The sequence below is a fragment of the Conexibacter arvalis genome, assembly GCF_014199525.1.
GTDB classification, from domain to species: Bacteria; Actinomycetota; Thermoleophilia; order Solirubrobacterales; family Solirubrobacteraceae; genus Conexibacter; species Conexibacter arvalis.
The window spans coordinates 118,293-133,220 of the sequence record NZ_JACHNU010000006.1; the positions used below are offsets into that span (position 1 = coordinate 118,293).

General features: G+C 73.3%; 15 protein-coding genes. 7 read left to right on the forward strand and 8 right to left on the reverse strand.

Annotation, left to right across the window (positions count from 1 at the left end; translation table 11 throughout):
- The first annotated feature begins 10 nt into the window (after window positions 1–10).
- On the forward strand, window positions 11–1,003 hold the full coding sequence (moaA, locus tag BDZ31_RS18640; RefSeq protein ID WP_183343933.1) for a GTP 3',8-cyclase MoaA: 993 nt from the start codon (window positions 11–13) through the stop codon (window positions 1,001–1,003).
- A 21-nt stretch (window positions 1,004–1,024) separates the two neighbouring features.
- Here moaA and BDZ31_RS18645 read toward each other — a convergent pair whose 3' ends face one another.
- Window positions 1,025–2,044, reverse strand: coding sequence for a thioredoxin domain-containing protein (locus BDZ31_RS18645; protein WP_183343935.1), 1,020 nt, complete (start codon window positions 2,042–2,044; stop codon window positions 1,025–1,027).
- 73 nt (window positions 2,045–2,117) lie between these two features.
- On the opposite strand from BDZ31_RS18645, the gene BDZ31_RS18650 reads away from it, so the two are divergent.
- Window positions 2,118–3,248, forward strand: coding sequence for a flippase-like domain-containing protein (locus tag BDZ31_RS18650; RefSeq protein WP_183343937.1), 1,131 nt, complete (start codon window positions 2,118–2,120; stop codon window positions 3,246–3,248).
- Here BDZ31_RS18650 and mobA read toward each other — a convergent pair.
- Complete coding sequence (gene mobA, locus BDZ31_RS18655) at window positions 3,199–3,804, reverse strand: molybdenum cofactor guanylyltransferase (protein WP_183343939.1); 606 nt, start codon at window positions 3,802–3,804, stop codon at window positions 3,199–3,201. The two genes, BDZ31_RS18650 and mobA, sit on opposite strands and share 50 nt — an antisense overlap.
- Before the next feature lie 62 nt (window positions 3,805–3,866).
- Here mobA and BDZ31_RS18660 point away from each other — a divergent pair, with 62 nt between their 5' ends.
- Both BDZ31_RS18660 and BDZ31_RS18665 read left to right on the forward strand, forming a co-directional pair.
- Window positions 3,867–4,439: a hypothetical protein gene (locus tag BDZ31_RS18660; RefSeq protein WP_183343940.1), complete on the forward strand. Its 573-nt coding sequence runs from the start codon at window positions 3,867–3,869 to the stop codon at window positions 4,437–4,439.
- A gap of 44 nt (window positions 4,440–4,483) precedes the next feature.
- On the forward strand, window positions 4,484–4,864 hold the full coding sequence (locus BDZ31_RS18665; RefSeq protein WP_183343941.1) for an FKBP-type peptidyl-prolyl cis-trans isomerase: 381 nt from the start codon (window positions 4,484–4,486) through the stop codon (window positions 4,862–4,864).
- A 1-nt stretch (window position 4,865) separates the two neighbouring features.
- On the opposite strand, the gene BDZ31_RS18670 is transcribed toward BDZ31_RS18665, so the two are convergent.
- On the reverse strand, window positions 4,866–5,600 hold the full coding sequence (locus BDZ31_RS18670) for a DUF5701 family protein (protein ID WP_221243169.1): 735 nt from the start codon (window positions 5,598–5,600) through the stop codon (window positions 4,866–4,868).
- A gap of 79 nt (window positions 5,601–5,679) precedes the next feature.
- On the opposite strand from BDZ31_RS18670, the gene BDZ31_RS18675 reads away from it, so the two are divergent.
- Window positions 5,680–6,399, forward strand: coding sequence for a TetR/AcrR family transcriptional regulator (locus tag BDZ31_RS18675; RefSeq protein ID WP_183343942.1), 720 nt, complete (start codon window positions 5,680–5,682; stop codon window positions 6,397–6,399).
- Window positions 6,400–6,499: 100 nt separating this feature from the next.
- Here the strand turns inward: BDZ31_RS18675 and BDZ31_RS18680 are convergent, their stop codons facing one another.
- Together BDZ31_RS18680 and BDZ31_RS18685 are read right to left on the reverse strand one after the other, a co-directional pair.
- Window positions 6,500–8,347, reverse strand: coding sequence for a phosphoenolpyruvate carboxykinase (GTP) (locus tag BDZ31_RS18680; protein ID WP_183343943.1), 1,848 nt, complete (start codon window positions 8,345–8,347; stop codon window positions 6,500–6,502).
- Window positions 8,348–8,430: 83 nt separating this feature from the next.
- Window positions 8,431–8,961: a MaoC family dehydratase gene (locus tag BDZ31_RS18685; protein WP_183343944.1), complete on the reverse strand. Its 531-nt coding sequence runs from the start codon at window positions 8,959–8,961 to the stop codon at window positions 8,431–8,433.
- A gap of 123 nt (window positions 8,962–9,084) precedes the next feature.
- On the opposite strand from BDZ31_RS18685, the gene BDZ31_RS18690 reads away from it, so the two are divergent.
- A complete protein-coding gene (locus BDZ31_RS18690; protein WP_183343945.1) occupies window positions 9,085–10,131 on the forward strand; it encodes an aldolase/citrate lyase family protein in 1,047 nt (348 codons plus the stop codon).
- Window positions 10,132–10,237: 106 nt separating this feature from the next.
- On the opposite strand, the gene BDZ31_RS18695 is transcribed toward BDZ31_RS18690, so the two are convergent.
- The 3 genes from BDZ31_RS18695 to BDZ31_RS18705 form a co-directional block, all read right to left on the reverse strand.
- Window positions 10,238–12,181, reverse strand: a complete 1,944-nt coding sequence (locus BDZ31_RS18695) for a PKD domain-containing protein (protein WP_183343946.1) — start codon at window positions 12,179–12,181, stop codon at window positions 10,238–10,240.
- Between the two features lie 174 nt (window positions 12,182–12,355).
- Window positions 12,356–13,270 carry an HpcH/HpaI aldolase/citrate lyase family protein gene (locus BDZ31_RS18700; RefSeq protein WP_246345484.1) on the reverse strand — a complete coding sequence of 305 codons (915 nt, stop codon included), beginning with the start codon at window positions 13,268–13,270 and terminating at the stop codon, window positions 12,356–12,358.
- Between the two features lie 63 nt (window positions 13,271–13,333).
- Window positions 13,334–14,371, reverse strand: a complete 1,038-nt coding sequence (locus tag BDZ31_RS18705) for an agmatine deiminase family protein (protein WP_221243171.1) — start codon at window positions 14,369–14,371, stop codon at window positions 13,334–13,336.
- Window positions 14,372–14,454: 83 nt separating this feature from the next.
- Between BDZ31_RS18705 and BDZ31_RS18710 the strand changes: the two genes are divergently transcribed.
- On the forward strand, window positions 14,455–14,928 hold the full coding sequence (locus BDZ31_RS18710; RefSeq protein WP_183343950.1) for a hypothetical protein: 474 nt from the start codon (window positions 14,455–14,457) through the stop codon (window positions 14,926–14,928).

The window sequence follows — 14,928 nt, forward strand, 5'->3', positions numbered from 1 at the left end:
CGCTTCATCCATGCGCGAGCCGCTGAGAGATGGGCACGGACGGCTGATCGGCGACGTGCGGGTCTCGGTCACCGACCGCTGCAACTTCCGCTGCCAGTACTGCATGCCGGCGGAGGGGCTGCCGTGGCTGGAGCGCGACGCGCTGCTGCGGTTCGAGGAGATCGCGCGGCTGGTGCGGCTGCTGAGCGAGATGGGCGTCCACGACGTGCGCCTGACCGGCGGCGAGCCGCTGGTGCGGCGCGACTTCCCGCAGCTGGCGGCGATGCTGGCGGCGATCCCCGGCGTCCGCGACCTGTCGGTCACGACCAACGGCTATCTGCTGGAGCGCGACGCCGCCGCGCTGGTCGAGGCCGGCGTCAACCGCTTCAACGTCTCGATCGACTCGCTCCAGCGCGACCGCTTCTACGAGCTGACGCGCCGTGACGCGCTGCCGAGGGTCCTCGCCGGCCTGGAGGCGCTCGGCCGCTTCCCGCAGGCCCATCCGATCAAGGTCAACGCGGTCGCGCTGCGCGACTTCACCGAGGAGGAGGCGCTGCCGTTCGCGCGCTTCGCCCGCGAGCATCCCTACGAGGTCCGCTTCATCGAGTTCATGCCGCTCGACGCCGACCACACGTGGACCCGCGAGCAGGTCCTCACCGGCGCGGAGCTGCGCGCGATCATCGCCGCCGAGTTCCCGCTGGAGCCGGTCGAGCGCGAGGCCTCCGCGACCGCGCGCGTCTGGCGCTTCGCCGACGGCAGAGGCCGGATCGGCTTCATCAACCCGGTCTCCGAGCCGTTCTGCGCCGACTGCAACCGGATCCGGCTGACGGCCGAGGGCAACCTCCGCACCTGCCTCTTCTCGCTCGGCGAGACCAACCTGCGCGACCCGCTGCGCGCCGGCGCCTCCGACGACGAGCTGGAGCGGATCGTCCGCGACGCCGTCTGGCGCAAGGAGCTCAAGCACCACGTGAACGAGCCGGGCTACGTCCAGCCGGCCCGCACGATGAGCGCGATCGGCGGCTGAGGCGCCGCCGCGCCCGCCGGTTCAGCTCGCGCCGCGCTGCGCCGCCTCGACCGCGGCGCGGAACTCGTCGACCCCGAAGGCGCCCTCCAGCCGCGCGGCGACCCTGCCGTCGGCGTCGATCGTGAACAGCCACGGCTCGGTCGTCAGGCCGAAGGCGGTCAGCTGCGGGCGCAGGCCCCTGTCGGGGTCGTTGTCGACGTAGACCTCGTTGTGGATGAAGTCGACCTCGTCGCCGTAGGCGGCCTTCAGCTGCTCGGCGATGTCGGCGACCGGCCCGCAGACGCGCGACTGGCAGAGCGCCGGCGTCGCGAACAGCAGCGCGACCGGTCTTCTGCCGAGCACGTCTCTGAGGTTAACGTCGTGCATCGTCGTCGGCGGCGTGCGCGTGTCGATCTTGGAGACGTCGTTGCCGGCCGAGGCGAGCGTCGGCGTGTCGACGCGCGGCGCCGGCGCGCCGACGGCCGGCACCTCCGACCGGCGCACCACGTTGACGTCGGCGGTCGCGCCGTAGAGGTCGGGGCCGACTCTCGTCGCCGTCAGCACGAACCAGCGCCCGGGCGTCGGCAGGTCGAGGTCGGCGTGGTAGATCGCCTTCAGCTCGCCCGGCGTGCTGTTGCTCGTCTGGCTGCGGAAGGCGGTGCGCACCTCCAGCGAGTCGGCCGGCGCCAGGAACGGCCCGCTCGCGGGGCCGTTCGGCCTTCTCGCGACGTAGACGGCCGTTCTGCCGTAGACGAAGGCGTTCTCGGCGTCGATCAGGCCGAACGCGATGCGGTTCTCGCCGGGGGTGTAGAGCGAGGTCGCGAGCGCCGCCTCCGGGCCCGGTCTCATCGTGTCGGCCAGCTCGCGCAGCGTTCTGCCCTCTGCCGAAGGGAACTCGGCGGCGGTCGGGCGCTGGGCGCGCTCGATCTCGGGCGCGGAGGCCGGCGCCGCTCTTGCGTTGGGCGAGGTCGCGCCGCCGCCCTCGCCGCTCCCGCCGCAGCCGGCGAGGGCCGCGGGAGCGACGCAGAGGACCGCGAGCGCGGACAGGAGGCGGGGACGCATGGAGTGAGGCTACTCGACCGGCCAACCGCCAGGCGTGATGTGATCCGTCCGTGAACGCGGGAACGACTGCGTCGTGAGCGAGCACCACCACGACCACCTCGGCGATCGGCTCGAGCGGGCGATCGGGGAGCACGTCGACGTCGAGCGCGAGCTGGCCCACGCCGAGCGCGAGGAGTCCGACCCCTCCCAGCGGCGCCGGCTGATGCAGACCGGCGTCTGGCTCGGCGTCACCGGGATCTCGCTCTACCTCGTCGCGCCGAGCCTGCTCGACGTGCTCGCGTCGTGGAGAGACGTGCGCCGCTTCGAGCCGCTGTGGCTGCTGGCGATGCTCGCGCTCCAGGGCGCCTCGCTCGCCTGCCTCTGGTTCCTCCAGCGGCTGGCGCTGCGGCCGGTCGCGCTCGCGCCGGTGATCACCTCGCAGCTGGCCGGCAACGCGCTCGCCAAGATCGCGCCCGGCGGCGGGGCGCTCGGCGCCGCGCTCCAGTACCGGATGCTCGTGCAGGCCGGCGTCGCGAGGGAGAAGGCGGTCGGCGGGCTGACGGTCGTCAACCTGCTCACGTTCGCGATGGTGCTGGCGCTGCCGGTGCTGGCGCTGCCGACGCTGCTGCGCGGCGGCGTCGACCAGAACCTCGTCGAGGTCGCGCTGATCGGGATCGCCGTCTTCGTCGTGCTGGCGGCGCTCGGCGCCGTCAGCCTCGCCGGCGACGGGCTGCTGACGTGGGTCGGCAGGACGGTGCAGCGGATCCGCAATCGGCTGCGGCGCGGCGCGCCGCAGCTGACGGGCCTGCCGGCGCGGCTGCTGCGCGAGCGCGACCGGATCCTCGCGACCTTCGGGCCGCGCTGGAAGCGGGCGCTCGGGAGCACGGTCGGGCGGTGGGCGTTCGACTTCGGCACGCTGCTGGCGGCGCTCGCGTCGGTCAGCGCCTCCCCCAGCCCCGGCCTCGTCCTGCTCGCCTTCTGCGCCGCGCAGGTGCTGGCGCAGATCCCGCTGACCCCGGGCGGGCTCGGCTTCGTCGAGGCCGGCCTGACCGGCATGCTGACGCTCGCCGGCGTCTCCCCCGGCGACGCCGTGCTGGCGACCTTCGCCTACCGGCTGTTCTCGTACTGGCTGCCGCTGCCGCTCGGCCTCGTCGGCGCGCTCGGCCACCGCCGCGTCATCGCGAAGCTCGATCGTCCGGCCGATCCATCAGCGCCGCCGCGGTGAGCAGGTCCTCGGGCAGGTTGACGTTGAAGAAGGCGCGCTCGTCGGCGACCTCGACGACCTTGGGGGCGAGCGCTTCAACCGCGTCCGTCAGCGCCCCGTCGGGCCTGCGCAGCGCCGCTGCGAGCGGCGCGGCGGCGGCGCGCTCGTAGCGCGCCAGCAGCGGCTGCAGCCGCCCGCCGGCGCGCGGCACGACCGCCGGCCGGCCGTGCGCGTCGGCGCGGGCGAGCCGTCCGACCAGCTCGGCGGTGAGGAACGGCAGGTCGCCGGCGGCGACGAGCACGGGCCGCTCCTCGGCCGCCGCGAGCGCGTGGACGATGCCGGCGAGCGGGTGGCGCGGCTCGTCGGGCTCGATCCAGATCGGGACGTCCGGCAGCGGCGGCAGCTCGGTGTCGGCCTTCGCGACGACGGCGACCTCGCCGAGCGCGGCGCGCAGCACCTCGACCGGGTAGCTGAGCAGCGGCCGCCCGTGCAGCTCCACCGTCGCCTTCCCGCCGCCGATCCGCCGCCCTCTGCCCCCTGCCAGCACGACGCCGATCGGTGCGTTCTCCTGGCCCATCGCGCAGCTCCTGGTCCCGGGCGGGTGCTCCCGCCGCACGAGGCAGCATAGAATCAGTGGCGATGGAAGGTTCCACTGATCAGGAGACCGTCCGGGCCTGGCTGCGCTGCTATCGGTGCTGGTCGCAGAACCTGGAGGTCCAGGTCCACTACGAGGGGATCCACAGGATCGATCCCTCCACGGGCGAGCGCGCCGAGGTCGTCGACGAGATGCAGGAGGCCGTCGTGCAATGCCTCGACTGCATGCACGACCAGCCCCACCTCGGCTTCCACAACGGCCGCGTCGAGCCGGTCGAGGACCGCTGGGAGCGGATGGTCGCCGGCACCCCGTGGGTCGCCTCCTGCACCGTCACGGTCGACGCCGACGACGTCGAGACCTGCTCGGGCCCCGAGGCCGGCGACGCGCTCTCCTACGCCGCCTTCGGCGACCACGGCACGCGCGAGTTCTTCACCCACGTCCGCTTCCACAAGCACGACGACGACCAGATCGTCGTCCACCTGCTGGTCGAGCTGTACGCCCGCTCCAGCGAGGAGGCGACCGACGTGCTCGAGGTCGCCGCGCGCGGCAACCTCGCGATCACCTCGCTCGCCGAGGAGTCGCGCCCGCCGGCCTCCTCGGCCGACGACGTGCACTGAGCGGTCGGCGAGGCCGGGGCGACCGGCTGGCTATCGTGCCGCCCATGAGCACGCACGAGAAGCCGACCGTCGAGGTCCCGGCCGACACCCCGCCGTCCCACCAGCTGGAGCTCGACGACCTCGTCGTCGGCGACGGCGAGGAGGCCGTCGCCGGCAGGATCGTCGAGGTCCACTACGTCGGCGTCGCGTGGTCGAACGGGAGACAGTTCGACGCCTCCTGGGATCGCGGCGACACGTTCAAGTTCGCGCTCGGCAAGGGCCAGGTGATCCAGGGCTGGGACGAGGGCGTGAGAGGGATGAAGGTCGGCGGCCGCCGACGGATCACGATCCCGCCGATGCTCGGCTACGGCAAGCGCGGCGCCGGCGGCGTGATCGGGCCCGACGAGACGCTCGTCTTCGTCGTCGACCTGATCGGTGTGCGCTGACTCACATCCCCAGCCGTCCCGCGCACGAGGCCGAGCCGAGCCACGTGTGCGGGACGCCGGCGAAGCACCAGCCGAGCTTCGGCGCCCCTCTGCTGATCCACAGCGCCGTCACTCTGCGGTCGCCGCGGCGCGAGCCGAGCAGCGAGAAGCCGGCGTTGGTCGCGACCACCTCCGGCCGGTGGGTGGCGACCGCGATCCCCTCCTCGACGGTCAACGGCGAGCGGCCGGCCTCCTGCAGCCTCGGCAGCGCCGTGTCCGGCGGGTCGTTCCGGGTCGCCCAGCCGGCGTCGACGTCGACCAGCAGGTAGGCGCCGCCGGGCGGCAGGCGCACCGTCTCGATCGGCCGGAACGCGGCGAACGCCTCGTCGTCGAGCATCGAGACGATCAGCCGTCGCTCATCGCGCCGCACCAGCCCGGCCGCCCGCTGCGGGCTCAGCAGCTCGCCGCCCACCACGAGCACGAACGGGAGCCGCGGCGGGCCGTCGTCCGCGGCGAGCGGGTCCCGCTCGCGCCGCGTCCGCGCGATCGTCGCCGCGACCTCCGGCAGGCGGTCGGCCAGCGGCGCCAGGTGGGCGCGGAACTGCCCGTCGGTCATCGCCGCAGCCCACGGCGCCCCGCGGGCGACCAGCGTGTCGAGCTGGCGGTCGAGCTCGAGCGCCAGCTCGTCGAGGCTCGGCGCGGCCGGGGCGGTCAGGGCGGTCGGCGCGCTGCGCTGCTCCATCGTCTCGATCGGCATGCCGAAGAGTTTCATCCAACTGGATGAATTTGTCAACCGGATGGTTGAAAGCCTTCTGTGGCGGTAGGCTTGCGCGGCGATGAGCGCGACGAGCAGAGAGCCGGGCGAGCAGCGGGGTCGTGGCGAGCGCGACGGCACCGGCGGCGAGCACGGCGGCGAGAGCACGCGCGGCGGCCCGGAGCGGGCAGCCGGCGGGGTGAGGGGTCGGCGGCGAGCGGCCGACGCCAGACGCGATCCCGAGCGCACGCGGCAGGCGCTGCTTGACGCCGCGCTGGCCGAGTTCGCCGAGAAGGGGCGCGCCGGCGCGCGGGTCAGCGAGATCGCCGCCCGCGCCGGCGTCAACAAGCAGCTGATCTCGTACCACTTCGACGGCAAGGACGGGCTCTACCAGGCGCTCGCCGACCGCTGGCTGGAGCGCGAGCGGGAGTTCGCCGATCCCGACATCCCGCTCGGCGAGCTGGCCGCCCGCTATGCGCGCGAGACGGTCGAGCAGCGCGAGCTGACGCGGCTGTTCGTGCGCGAGTGCATCGAGGACGCGCCGGAGCCCGACTGGGGCCAGGATCCGGACGCTGAGCCCGAGGAGCTCGCCGACCTGCGCCGCCGCCAGCGAGCCGGCGAGATCGCCGAGCAGCTCGACCCGGCGTTCGTGCTGCTGGCGCTGCAGGGCGCGGCCGCCGCATCGGTCGTCTTCCCCGCCGACGTGCGCCGCTGGACGGGGCTCGAGCCCGACTCGCCGGAGTTCGCCGAGCGCTACGCCGAGCAGCTGCGGCGGCTCGCGGAGCTGCTGGCAGGCCGCTGACGCGGCCGCGCGACGCGCTCGGCCGCCCTCGTGCCCGCCGGAACCGCTCGACAGGGCCAGCGAAGGGCCCGCCCCGGCCGTGTGCCGGGGCGGGTGCGTGTCAGGAGGCGGCGTTCAGGCGCGCTTCGAGCGCGTCGACCTGCGCGGCGACGGCGGCCGGGAGGCGGTCGCCGAACTTGGCGAGGAACTCGCGCACGTCGGGCAGCTCGGCCTTCCACTCCTCGACGTCGACCTTCAGCAGCTCGCCGAGGTCGGCGTCGCTGATCTCGAGGCCGGCCGTGTCGAGCGACGCGGGCGTCGGCAGGATGCCGATCGGCGTCTCGACGCCCTCGCCGGTGCCGGCGCAGCGCTCGAAGACCCACTTCAGCACGCGGCTGTTCTCGCCGAAGCCTGGCCACAGCCAGCGGCCGTCGGCGTCCTTGCGGAACCAGTTGACGTAGAAGATCTTCGGCAGCTTGGCGCCCTCGCGCTCGCCGATCTTCAGCCAATGGCCCATGTAGTCGCCCATGTGGTAGCCGGCGAACGGCAGCTGCGCGAACGGGTCGCGGCGCAGTCTGCCGACGGCGCCGGTCGCGGCGGCGGTCGTCTCCGACGCCATCGTCGCGCCGAGGTAGACGCCGTGCTCCCAGCTGAAGGCCTCGTGGACCAGCGGGACGACGCTGGAGCGGCGGCCGCCGAACAGGAAGGCGTCGATCGGCACGCCGGCCGGGTCCTCCCACTCGGGCGCGATCGCCGGGTCCTGCGCGGCGGGAACGGTGAAGCGGGCGTTCGGATGGGCGGCCGGCGTGCCCGACTCCGGCGTCCAGTCTCTGCCGTGCCAGTCGATCAGATGCGCCGGCGGCTCGTCGGTCATCTCCTCCCACCAGATGTCGCCGTCGTCGGTTCTGGCGACGTTGGTGAAGATGGCGTTCTCGGCGGCGGTGGCGATCGCGTTCGGGTTGGTCTTCTGCGACGTGCCCGGCGCGACGCCGAAGAAGCCGGCCTCGGGGTTGACCGCGTAGAGGCGGCCGTCGGCGCCGAACTTCATCCACGCGATGTCGTCGCCGATCGTCTCGACCGTCCAGCCCTCGAGCGTCGGGATCAGCATCGCGAGGTTGGTCTTGCCGCATGCCGACGGGAAGGCGCCGGTGACGTACTTGACCTCGCCCTCCGGCGACGTGAGCTTGAGGATCAGCATGTGCTCGGCCATCCAGCCCTCGTCGCGGGCCATCACCGAGGCGATCCGCAGCGCGAAGCACTTCTTGCCGAGCAGCGCGTTGCCGCCGTACCCGGAGCCGAACGACCAGATCTCGCGCGTCTCGGGGTAGTGGACGATGTACTTGTTGTCGGCGTTGCACGGCCAGGCGACGTCCTTCTCGCCCTCGGCCAGCGGCGCGCCGACCGAATGGACGCAGGGGACGAACTCGCCGTCGTCGCCGAGCACCTCCAGCGCGCCGGCGCCCATGCGGGTCATGATCCGCATCGAGACGGCGACGTAGGCCGAATCGGTCAGCTCGACGCCGATGTGGGCGATGTCGGAGCCGAGCGGCCCCATCGAGAACGGGACGACGTACATGGTCCGACCACGCATGCAGCCGCGGAACAGCGGCTCCAGGGTCGCGCGCATCTCGGTTGGCGCACGCCAGTTGTTGGTCGGGCCGGCGTCCTCCTCGGACTCCGAGCAGATGAACGTCCGGTCCTCCACGCGGGCGACGTCGCCCGGGTCCGACAGCGCGAGGTAAGAGTTCGGACGCTTCGCGTCCGACAGGCGCTCGAAGGTCCCGGCGTCCACCAGCTCCTGGCAGAGGCGGTCGTACTCCTCGGCCGATCCGTCACACCAGTGGACGCGATCGGGCTGGGTCAATGCGGCGACCTCGTCGACCCAGGCCAGCAGTCTCTCGTGGCGGGTCAGCGGGGCGTCGGTTTCAGTGATGCTCACGTGCACTCCCTCGGTTGGCTCGCGGGGCATCCGCGGCAGTATTCCATCGCAAACGGAAACCTGCTTCCGCGCGACGGCTCCCGCGAGCCTCCGAAGGCGCCAGATTTTCGGTGCTACGAGGCGGTCTGCCCGGGGTTCTTCTTGGGCACGAGCACGAGCCGTCTGAACTCGGCGACCAGCACGCCGTCCTGGTTGAGCACCCGCGTGTGCACCTTGACGACCCCGCGATCGGGCTTGGAGCGGGACTCTCTCGCTTCCAGCACCTCGGTCTCGGCGAACAGCGTGTCGCCGTGGAAGACCGGGTTCGGGTGGCTGAGCCCCTCGGTCGCGAGGTTCGCGATCGCCTTGCCGGAGATGTCCGAAACGGACATTCCGAGCGCCAAGGAGTAGACGTAGGGACCGACCACGACGTTTCTGCCCTGCTGCGCCTGCGACGCGTAGACGTCGTTGATGTGCAGCGGGTGGTGGTTCATCGTGATGAGGCAGAAGAGGTGGTCGTCGGCCTCGGTCACCGTCTTGGCGGGCCAGTGCTTGTAGACGGCGCCGACCTCGAACTCCTCGAAGTAGCGGCCGTAGCTGTGGGCGCCGGAGGCCTCGCGGGTCGCCTGGTCGGTGTCGACGTGGTTGGTGGTCGTCTCGCTCATCGCTGCTCCTGGTCGTGCGGGTCCGGGGTTGCGGATGGCCGCGAAGGATGGCGTATCGGGGTCTGAATGAACGCCGGATGCCTACGATCGGCTTCAGTCCGGCCCCAACAGGAGATCGACCCCGTGCGCAATCCCCGTGACTTCCTGAAGCCCCTCGCCAACGGCGCCCCGCAGCCGCTGCTGGACGTCCCCGCGACGCCGTCGCGGATGATCCACTTCTTCGATCCGAGCAACGAGAAGATGGCGGCGAAGGTGCCGGACATCGCCCAGCAGGCCGACGTCGTGCTCGGCAACCTGGAGGACGGCGTCCCGGCCGACCGCAAGGAGGCCGCGCGCGCCGGGCTCGTCGAGATCGCGAAGTCGCTCGCGCCCGAGGCGACGCTGTGGACCCGCGTCAACTCGCTCGAGTCGCCGTGGGTGCTCGACGACATCACCGCCGCGGTGCTCGAGGCCGGCGACAAGATCGACGTGATCATGCTGCCGAAGGTCGAGGGCCCGTGGGACATCCACTACGCCGACCGCCTGATCGCCCAGCTGGAGGCGAAGGCCGGCGTCCGGCGCCCGATCCTGATCCACGCGATCCTCGAGACGGCGCTCGGCATGGCCAACGTCGAGGAGATCGCGTCGGCCTCGCCGCGGATGCAGGGGATCTCGCTCGGCCCGGCCGACCTCGCCGCCTCTCGCCGCATGAAGACGACCCGCGTCGGCGGCGGCCACCCCGGCTACCGCGTGCTCGACGACCCGGACCCCGCGAACCCCGAGGCGCCGCGCGCCTCCGCGCAGCAGGATCCGTGGCACTACACGCTCGCGCGCATGGTCGACGCCTGCACGGCGACCGGCATCCTGCCCTACTACGGCCCCTACGGCGACATCAAGGACGTCGCCGGCTGCGAGGCCCAGTTCCGCGCCGCCTTCCTGCTCGGCTGCGTCGGCACGTGGTCGCTGCACCCGGTCCAGATCGGGATCGCGAAGAAGGTCTTCTCGCCCGACCCCGACGAGGTCGCCTTCGCCAAGAAGGTGATCGACGCGATCCCGGACGGCCGCGGCGTCCACATGATCGACGGCAAGATGCAGGACGACGCGACCTGGAAGCAGGCGCAGGTGATGGTCACGCTCGCCAAGTCGCTGGCCGAGCGCGACCCCGAGCTGGCCGAGGCGTACGGGCTCTAGCCCGCTCGGCGACGGCCGCGGCGAGCGCCGCGGCCGTCGCTCGGAGGGCCGTGGAGGGGCGCGCCGCGCGGCCGTCCCCGCCGCGCGGCGCGCCCCGCGTGCGGGATCAGCGCCGCAGCACGCGCAGCGAGCGCGAGACCGTCGCGCGGTTGCCGGCGGCGTCGGTCGCCATGATCCGGACGGCGAGCCGCAGCGCCCGGCGTCTGCCGAGCAGCCGGCGCGCCGGCTTGAGCGCGAGCGTCCGGGCCCGGTTCGCAGCGATCCGTCGCACGGTCCGCTCGGCGAGCGTGAGGTCGCCGACGCGCGCGATCGTCGCGCGGCGGGCGCGGGCGACGACGGTCGCGGTGACCGTCGCGCGCTCGTCTGAGCGGACCTTCAGCCGCAGCCCCTTCTTTGCCAGCGCCGAGAAGGCGATCCGCTTCGGCGCCGTCACGCGCAGCTTCGGCGCGGTGCGGTCGACCGGCACGGCGCCGCCGCCCCCACCGCCCCCGCCTCTGCCGCCCTCGCCGGCGGGCAGCACGACGCGCACCGTGCGGGCCTCCTGCGCGACGTTGCCGGCGCGGTCGACGGCGGTGACGGTCGCGGTGTACGTGCCGGGCGCGGCGTAGGCGTGCTCTGCGGCGCCGCCTGCCGACGACGCGCCGTCGCCGAAGCTCCACGTCACGCTGCGCATGCCCATCGCGTCGCTCGCCGTCGCCGCGAAGGCGCCGGGCTCCCCGGCCACCAGCGTCGCGGGCGCGCGGACGCCGGCCAGCCGCGGCGGCGTGCCGCCGTCGATCCCGCCGACGAGCACGCGACCGTCCGCTCCGCCCGACGTCGTCCAGGCGACGAGCAGGTCGCGGTCGCCGACGAGCGCCGCGCTGACGTCGTTGACGTCGGCCCCCGCGAGCGGGATCGGCGCATCGAAGGCGGCCGCGCCCGGCGGGCGGGTGGCGACGCTCATGCCCGTCGCGCTTTCGATCACGGCGTGCTCGGTCCCGTCCGGCGCGGCGAGCAGGTCGGTGACCCAGCCGGTGCCGGTCGGCACCTGAATCGGGTCGGAGTAGGTGCCGTCGGCGCCGCGGACGACGACGCTGTCGCGCGAGACCATCGGCGCGATCTCCTCGAAGACCGCGAGATGGAGCGCTCCCGAGGCGTCGGTCCCGGCCGCGAGCGCCTCCGTGCCCGGCAGTCTGCGCTCGAGCGCGAAGGCCGTCCCGCCGGGGGCGAGCCGGTGGACCTGCGCGCCGTCGCTGCCTCCGACGACCGTCAGCACCGTGCCGTCGCCGAGCACCTTCGTGCCGCCGTGGTAGAGCCATCTCGGCTCGGTCGCCTGCGCGACGAGCAGCGGGTTGACCGAGCTGCCGTCGGGCCGCCGGACGCCGACCCGCACCGTGGTCGTCTCGTTGCTCGGCGGCGGGCTGGTCGTCGTCGCCAACATCGCGACGGCGAACGCGACCGTCCCGTCGGCGCCGGCGCTCACCTGCGGCCGGATGAACGGGTCGAAGACGTCGGGGAAGAAGTAGCTCGACGGTCTGATCTGTCCGATCCCGTCGCGCAGGCCGGTCGCCGCCGAGTCCGGCTGGCTCCCGCTTCTCGAGACCGAGCAGGCGAGCGCCAGTCTGCCGGTCACGGTGTAGGCGACGTCGACGAACCGCCCGCAATCCCCGGCATCGACGATCGCCCCGAAGCGGCCGCCGGCCGGCCGGATGCTCGCCTGCGCCCGCGCGCCGGTGGTCGCGACGCCCCAGATCGCGTACGCCGCGCCGTCGGGCGCGAACGCGATCGCCGGCATCTCCGCGTTCGCCGTCCGCGACAGCTCCTCGACCGGGCCGAACCCCTCGCCCGGCGCGCGGACGCGGACGCGCAGCGCGCGGTCCGAGCCGCCGCCGCCGCGGTAGACGACGTACTGCTCGCCGGTCGGCGAGACGTGGGCGCCGACCTGCAGGCCGCCGTCGGCCCGCGCCAGCTCCTCGACGTCGACCGGTCCCGGCGCTCCGTGCGCCGTCGCAGCCGCTGCGAGCGCCCCGACCACCGCGGTCCCCGCGACCGCGCCCATCCTCCATCCCATCGTTGCCTCCAAGCTCCGGTGAGTGAACGACGCACTACTTTCGCCGATCGCGCGGCGGAACGCGGCGCCTGGCCCGCTTCGACCGGCCGGGGCGTCGCGTCACCGCGCGGCCGGTGGAGGGGCGCGCCGCGCGGCCGTCCCCGCCGCGCGGCGCGCCCCGTCGGGCGGCGGCGCTCAGGCGGCGTAGCCTGCGGCGCGTCCGGCCTCGACGATGCGCTCTGCCATCTTGCGGTTCGCCTCGTCGATCATCTCGCCGTCGAACATCGCCGCGCCGCGGCCGCCCTCGTCGGCCGCCTCGCGGTAGGCGGCGAGCATCTGCTCGGCCCGCTCCCACTCCTCGCGCGAGGGGCTGAAGACGCCGTTGACGATCTCGATCTGGCCCGGGTGGATCGTCCACTTGCCGTCGAGGCCGAGCGCGCGGGCGATGCGGGCGCGCTCGCGCAGGCCCTCCTCGTCCTTGACGTTGCCGTACGGGCCGTCGATCGCCTGGATGCCGGCGGCGCGGGCGGCGACGACGAGCTTCGAGTAGAGGTAGTTGAGGTGGTCGCCCGGGTAGCCGTCGGGGGTGCCGCCGATCGTCGTGATCGGGATGCCGATCGCGGCCGAGTAGTCGCCCGGGCCGAAGATCAGCGTCTCCATCCGCGGCGAGGCGGTCGCGATCGCCTCGCAGGCGATCAGGCCCTTCGCGTCCTCGATCTGCGCCTCGATGCCGATGCGGCCGACCTCGAACCCCTTCGCCAGCTCGATCTGCGTGATGAGCTTGTCGGTCATCTCGACGTCGCCGGGGGTCTGGACCTTCGGCAGCATGATCGCGTCGAGCTTGTCGCCGGCCTGCTCGACGACGTCGATCAGGTCGCGGTAGTAGTGCGGCGTGTCGGTCCCGTTGACGCGCACGACGACCGTCTTCTCGCCGAAGTCGAGGTCGTGCAGGGCGGCGATCACCTGCCCGCGCGCTCTCGCCTTCTCGCTCTGCGCGACGGCGTCCTCGAGGTCGAGGAAGACCTCGTCGGCGTCGAGGCCGGTGGCCTTCTGGAGGAAGCGTTCGTTGGAGCCGGGAACGGCGTGGCAGCTGCGTCGGGATCGATTCATGCGCCGCATGCTGGCAGAGCGAATCGCGCGCTGGCCCCGTTTGACGGGCGGCGCGGCGGGGCCTCAGAGCGGCGCCGCCGGGACCTGCTGCGTGATGCAGTGGACGCCGCCGCCGCCGAGCGCCAGCACGCGGCCGGGGACGCCGACGACCTGCCGTCCCGGCAGCAGCTCGCCGAGGCGGCGCAGCGCCTCCTCGTCCATGTCGGGGTCGAGCTGAGCGAGCGGCACGATCGCGGCGCCGTTGCAGAGGTAGAAGTTCGTGTACGGGATCGCGATCGGCGTCCCGTCGGCGCGCGTGGTGCGCGGCAGCAGGTCGAACTCGACGACGTCGATCCCGGCCGCGCGCAGGCGCGCGGCGTTGTCGCACGCGGCGGCGTGGTTGGGGTCGTCGGAGCCGGGGACGGTCTGCAGCAGCGCGCGGCCCTCGCCGAGGAAGGCGCAGATGTTGTCGACGTGGCCGTCGGTGTCGGCGTCCTCGACGAGGCCGTCGCCGAGCCAGACGACCTGCCCGACGCCGAGCGCCTCGCGCACCCGCGCCTCGATCTGCTCGCGCGACATGTCGGGGTTGCGGTTGGGGTTGAGCAGGCACTGCTCGGTCGTGATCAGCCGGCCCACGCCGTCGACGGCGATCGAGCCGCCCTCCAGCACCATGTCGACCGCGACGCGCGGGATCTCCAGCAGCTCCAGCAGCCGCGCCGCGACGGCGGCGTCGCGGTCGTAGGGAGTGAACGCCTCGCCCCAGGCGTTGAAGCGGAAGTCGACGCCGCGGCGGATCGGCGCGCCGCCGGCGTCGCGACCGGCGACGACGATCGGGCCGTTGTCGCGCAGCCACGAGTCGTCGATCGGCAGCGCGACGACCTCGACGTCCCTCGCCGGCACCCGCCGCCGCGCGTCGTCGGCGTCGGCCGGGTCGGCGACCAGCAGCACCGGCTCGAACGCGGCGATCGCCGCGACGACCTCGGCGTGGACCTCGCGCGCCGCCTCGATCGACGTGTCGCGCCACGTCTCGCGCCGCGCCGGCCACGCGACCAGCGTCCGCTCGTGCGGCGCCCACTCCGGCGGCATCGTCAGCGCCGCCCGCTGCTCCGTCCCTCGCTTCATGCGCCCCACCTTAGCCGCGGCTGCGCACGATCGGCGGGATCGGCGTCCCACGTGCCGCAAGCCGGCCCGTACCGTCCCGAGCTGTGCCGCCGTCGCCGCTCACCGACCTCTACGCCCTCTCGCTGCGCACGTTGGACGCGCACGAACGCCGTGCGAGCGAGCTGCGCGGCCGCGTCGCCCCGATTCTCGCGGCGGGCGGACTGGGGCTGACCCTGCTCTCCGGGCCGTCGTTCGTCGCCGCTGCAGCTCATCCGCTCTCCCGCCTGGCAATCGTCTGCGCGATGACAGGACTGTGCGCTGCGCTCTCCGGCGCGATGGCACTGCTGCTTCGGCGGACGCCAGTGGTCGATGTCGAGGCCCGGGCGATCGCACGCCGTCTCGAAGCCATCGACGAGAACGATGACGATGCCTACGCGAAGGAGATGATTGACATGTTCGCCATGCGCGCAAGTCAGCTGGAAGCTGAGTTCGAGCTGCTCCACCGGATCTTCACAGTGATCGTGTGCGGAACGCTCGCGATGCTGTGTGGACTTGCCCTCGCCGCGCTCGTAGGGTGA

Coding starts and splice junctions, on each gene's coding strand:
- BDZ31_RS18660 (WP_183343940.1), top strand. CDS start 3,867: ATGGAAGGTTCCACTGATCAGGAGACCGTCCGGGCCTGGCTGCGCTGC.
- BDZ31_RS18670 (WP_221243169.1), bottom strand. CDS start 5,600: ATGCCGATCGAGACGATGGAGCAGCGCAGCGCGCCGACCGCCCTGACC.
- BDZ31_RS18645 (WP_183343935.1), bottom strand. CDS start 2,044: ATGCGTCCCCGCCTCCTGTCCGCGCTCGCGGTCCTCTGCGTCGCTCCC.
- moaA (WP_183343933.1), top strand. CDS start 11: ATGCGCGAGCCGCTGAGAGATGGGCACGGACGGCTGATCGGCGACGTG.
- BDZ31_RS18685 (WP_183343944.1), bottom strand. CDS start 8,961: ATGAGCGAGACGACCACCAACCACGTCGACACCGACCAGGCGACCCGC.
- BDZ31_RS18675 (WP_183343942.1), top strand. CDS start 5,680: ATGAGCGCGACGAGCAGAGAGCCGGGCGAGCAGCGGGGTCGTGGCGAG.
- BDZ31_RS18680 (WP_183343943.1), bottom strand. CDS start 8,347: ATGCCCCGCGAGCCAACCGAGGGAGTGCACGTGAGCATCACTGAAACC.
- mobA (WP_183343939.1), bottom strand. CDS start 3,804: ATGGGCCAGGAGAACGCACCGATCGGCGTCGTGCTGGCAGGGGGCAGA.
- BDZ31_RS18695 (WP_183343946.1), bottom strand. CDS start 12,181: ATGGGATGGAGGATGGGCGCGGTCGCGGGGACCGCGGTGGTCGGGGCG.
- BDZ31_RS18705 (WP_221243171.1), bottom strand. CDS start 14,371: ATGAAGCGAGGGACGGAGCAGCGGGCGGCGCTGACGATGCCGCCGGAG.
- BDZ31_RS18700 (WP_246345484.1), bottom strand. CDS start 13,270: ATGAATCGATCCCGACGCAGCTGCCACGCCGTTCCCGGCTCCAACGAA.
- BDZ31_RS18665 (WP_183343941.1), top strand. CDS start 4,484: ATGAGCACGCACGAGAAGCCGACCGTCGAGGTCCCGGCCGACACCCCG.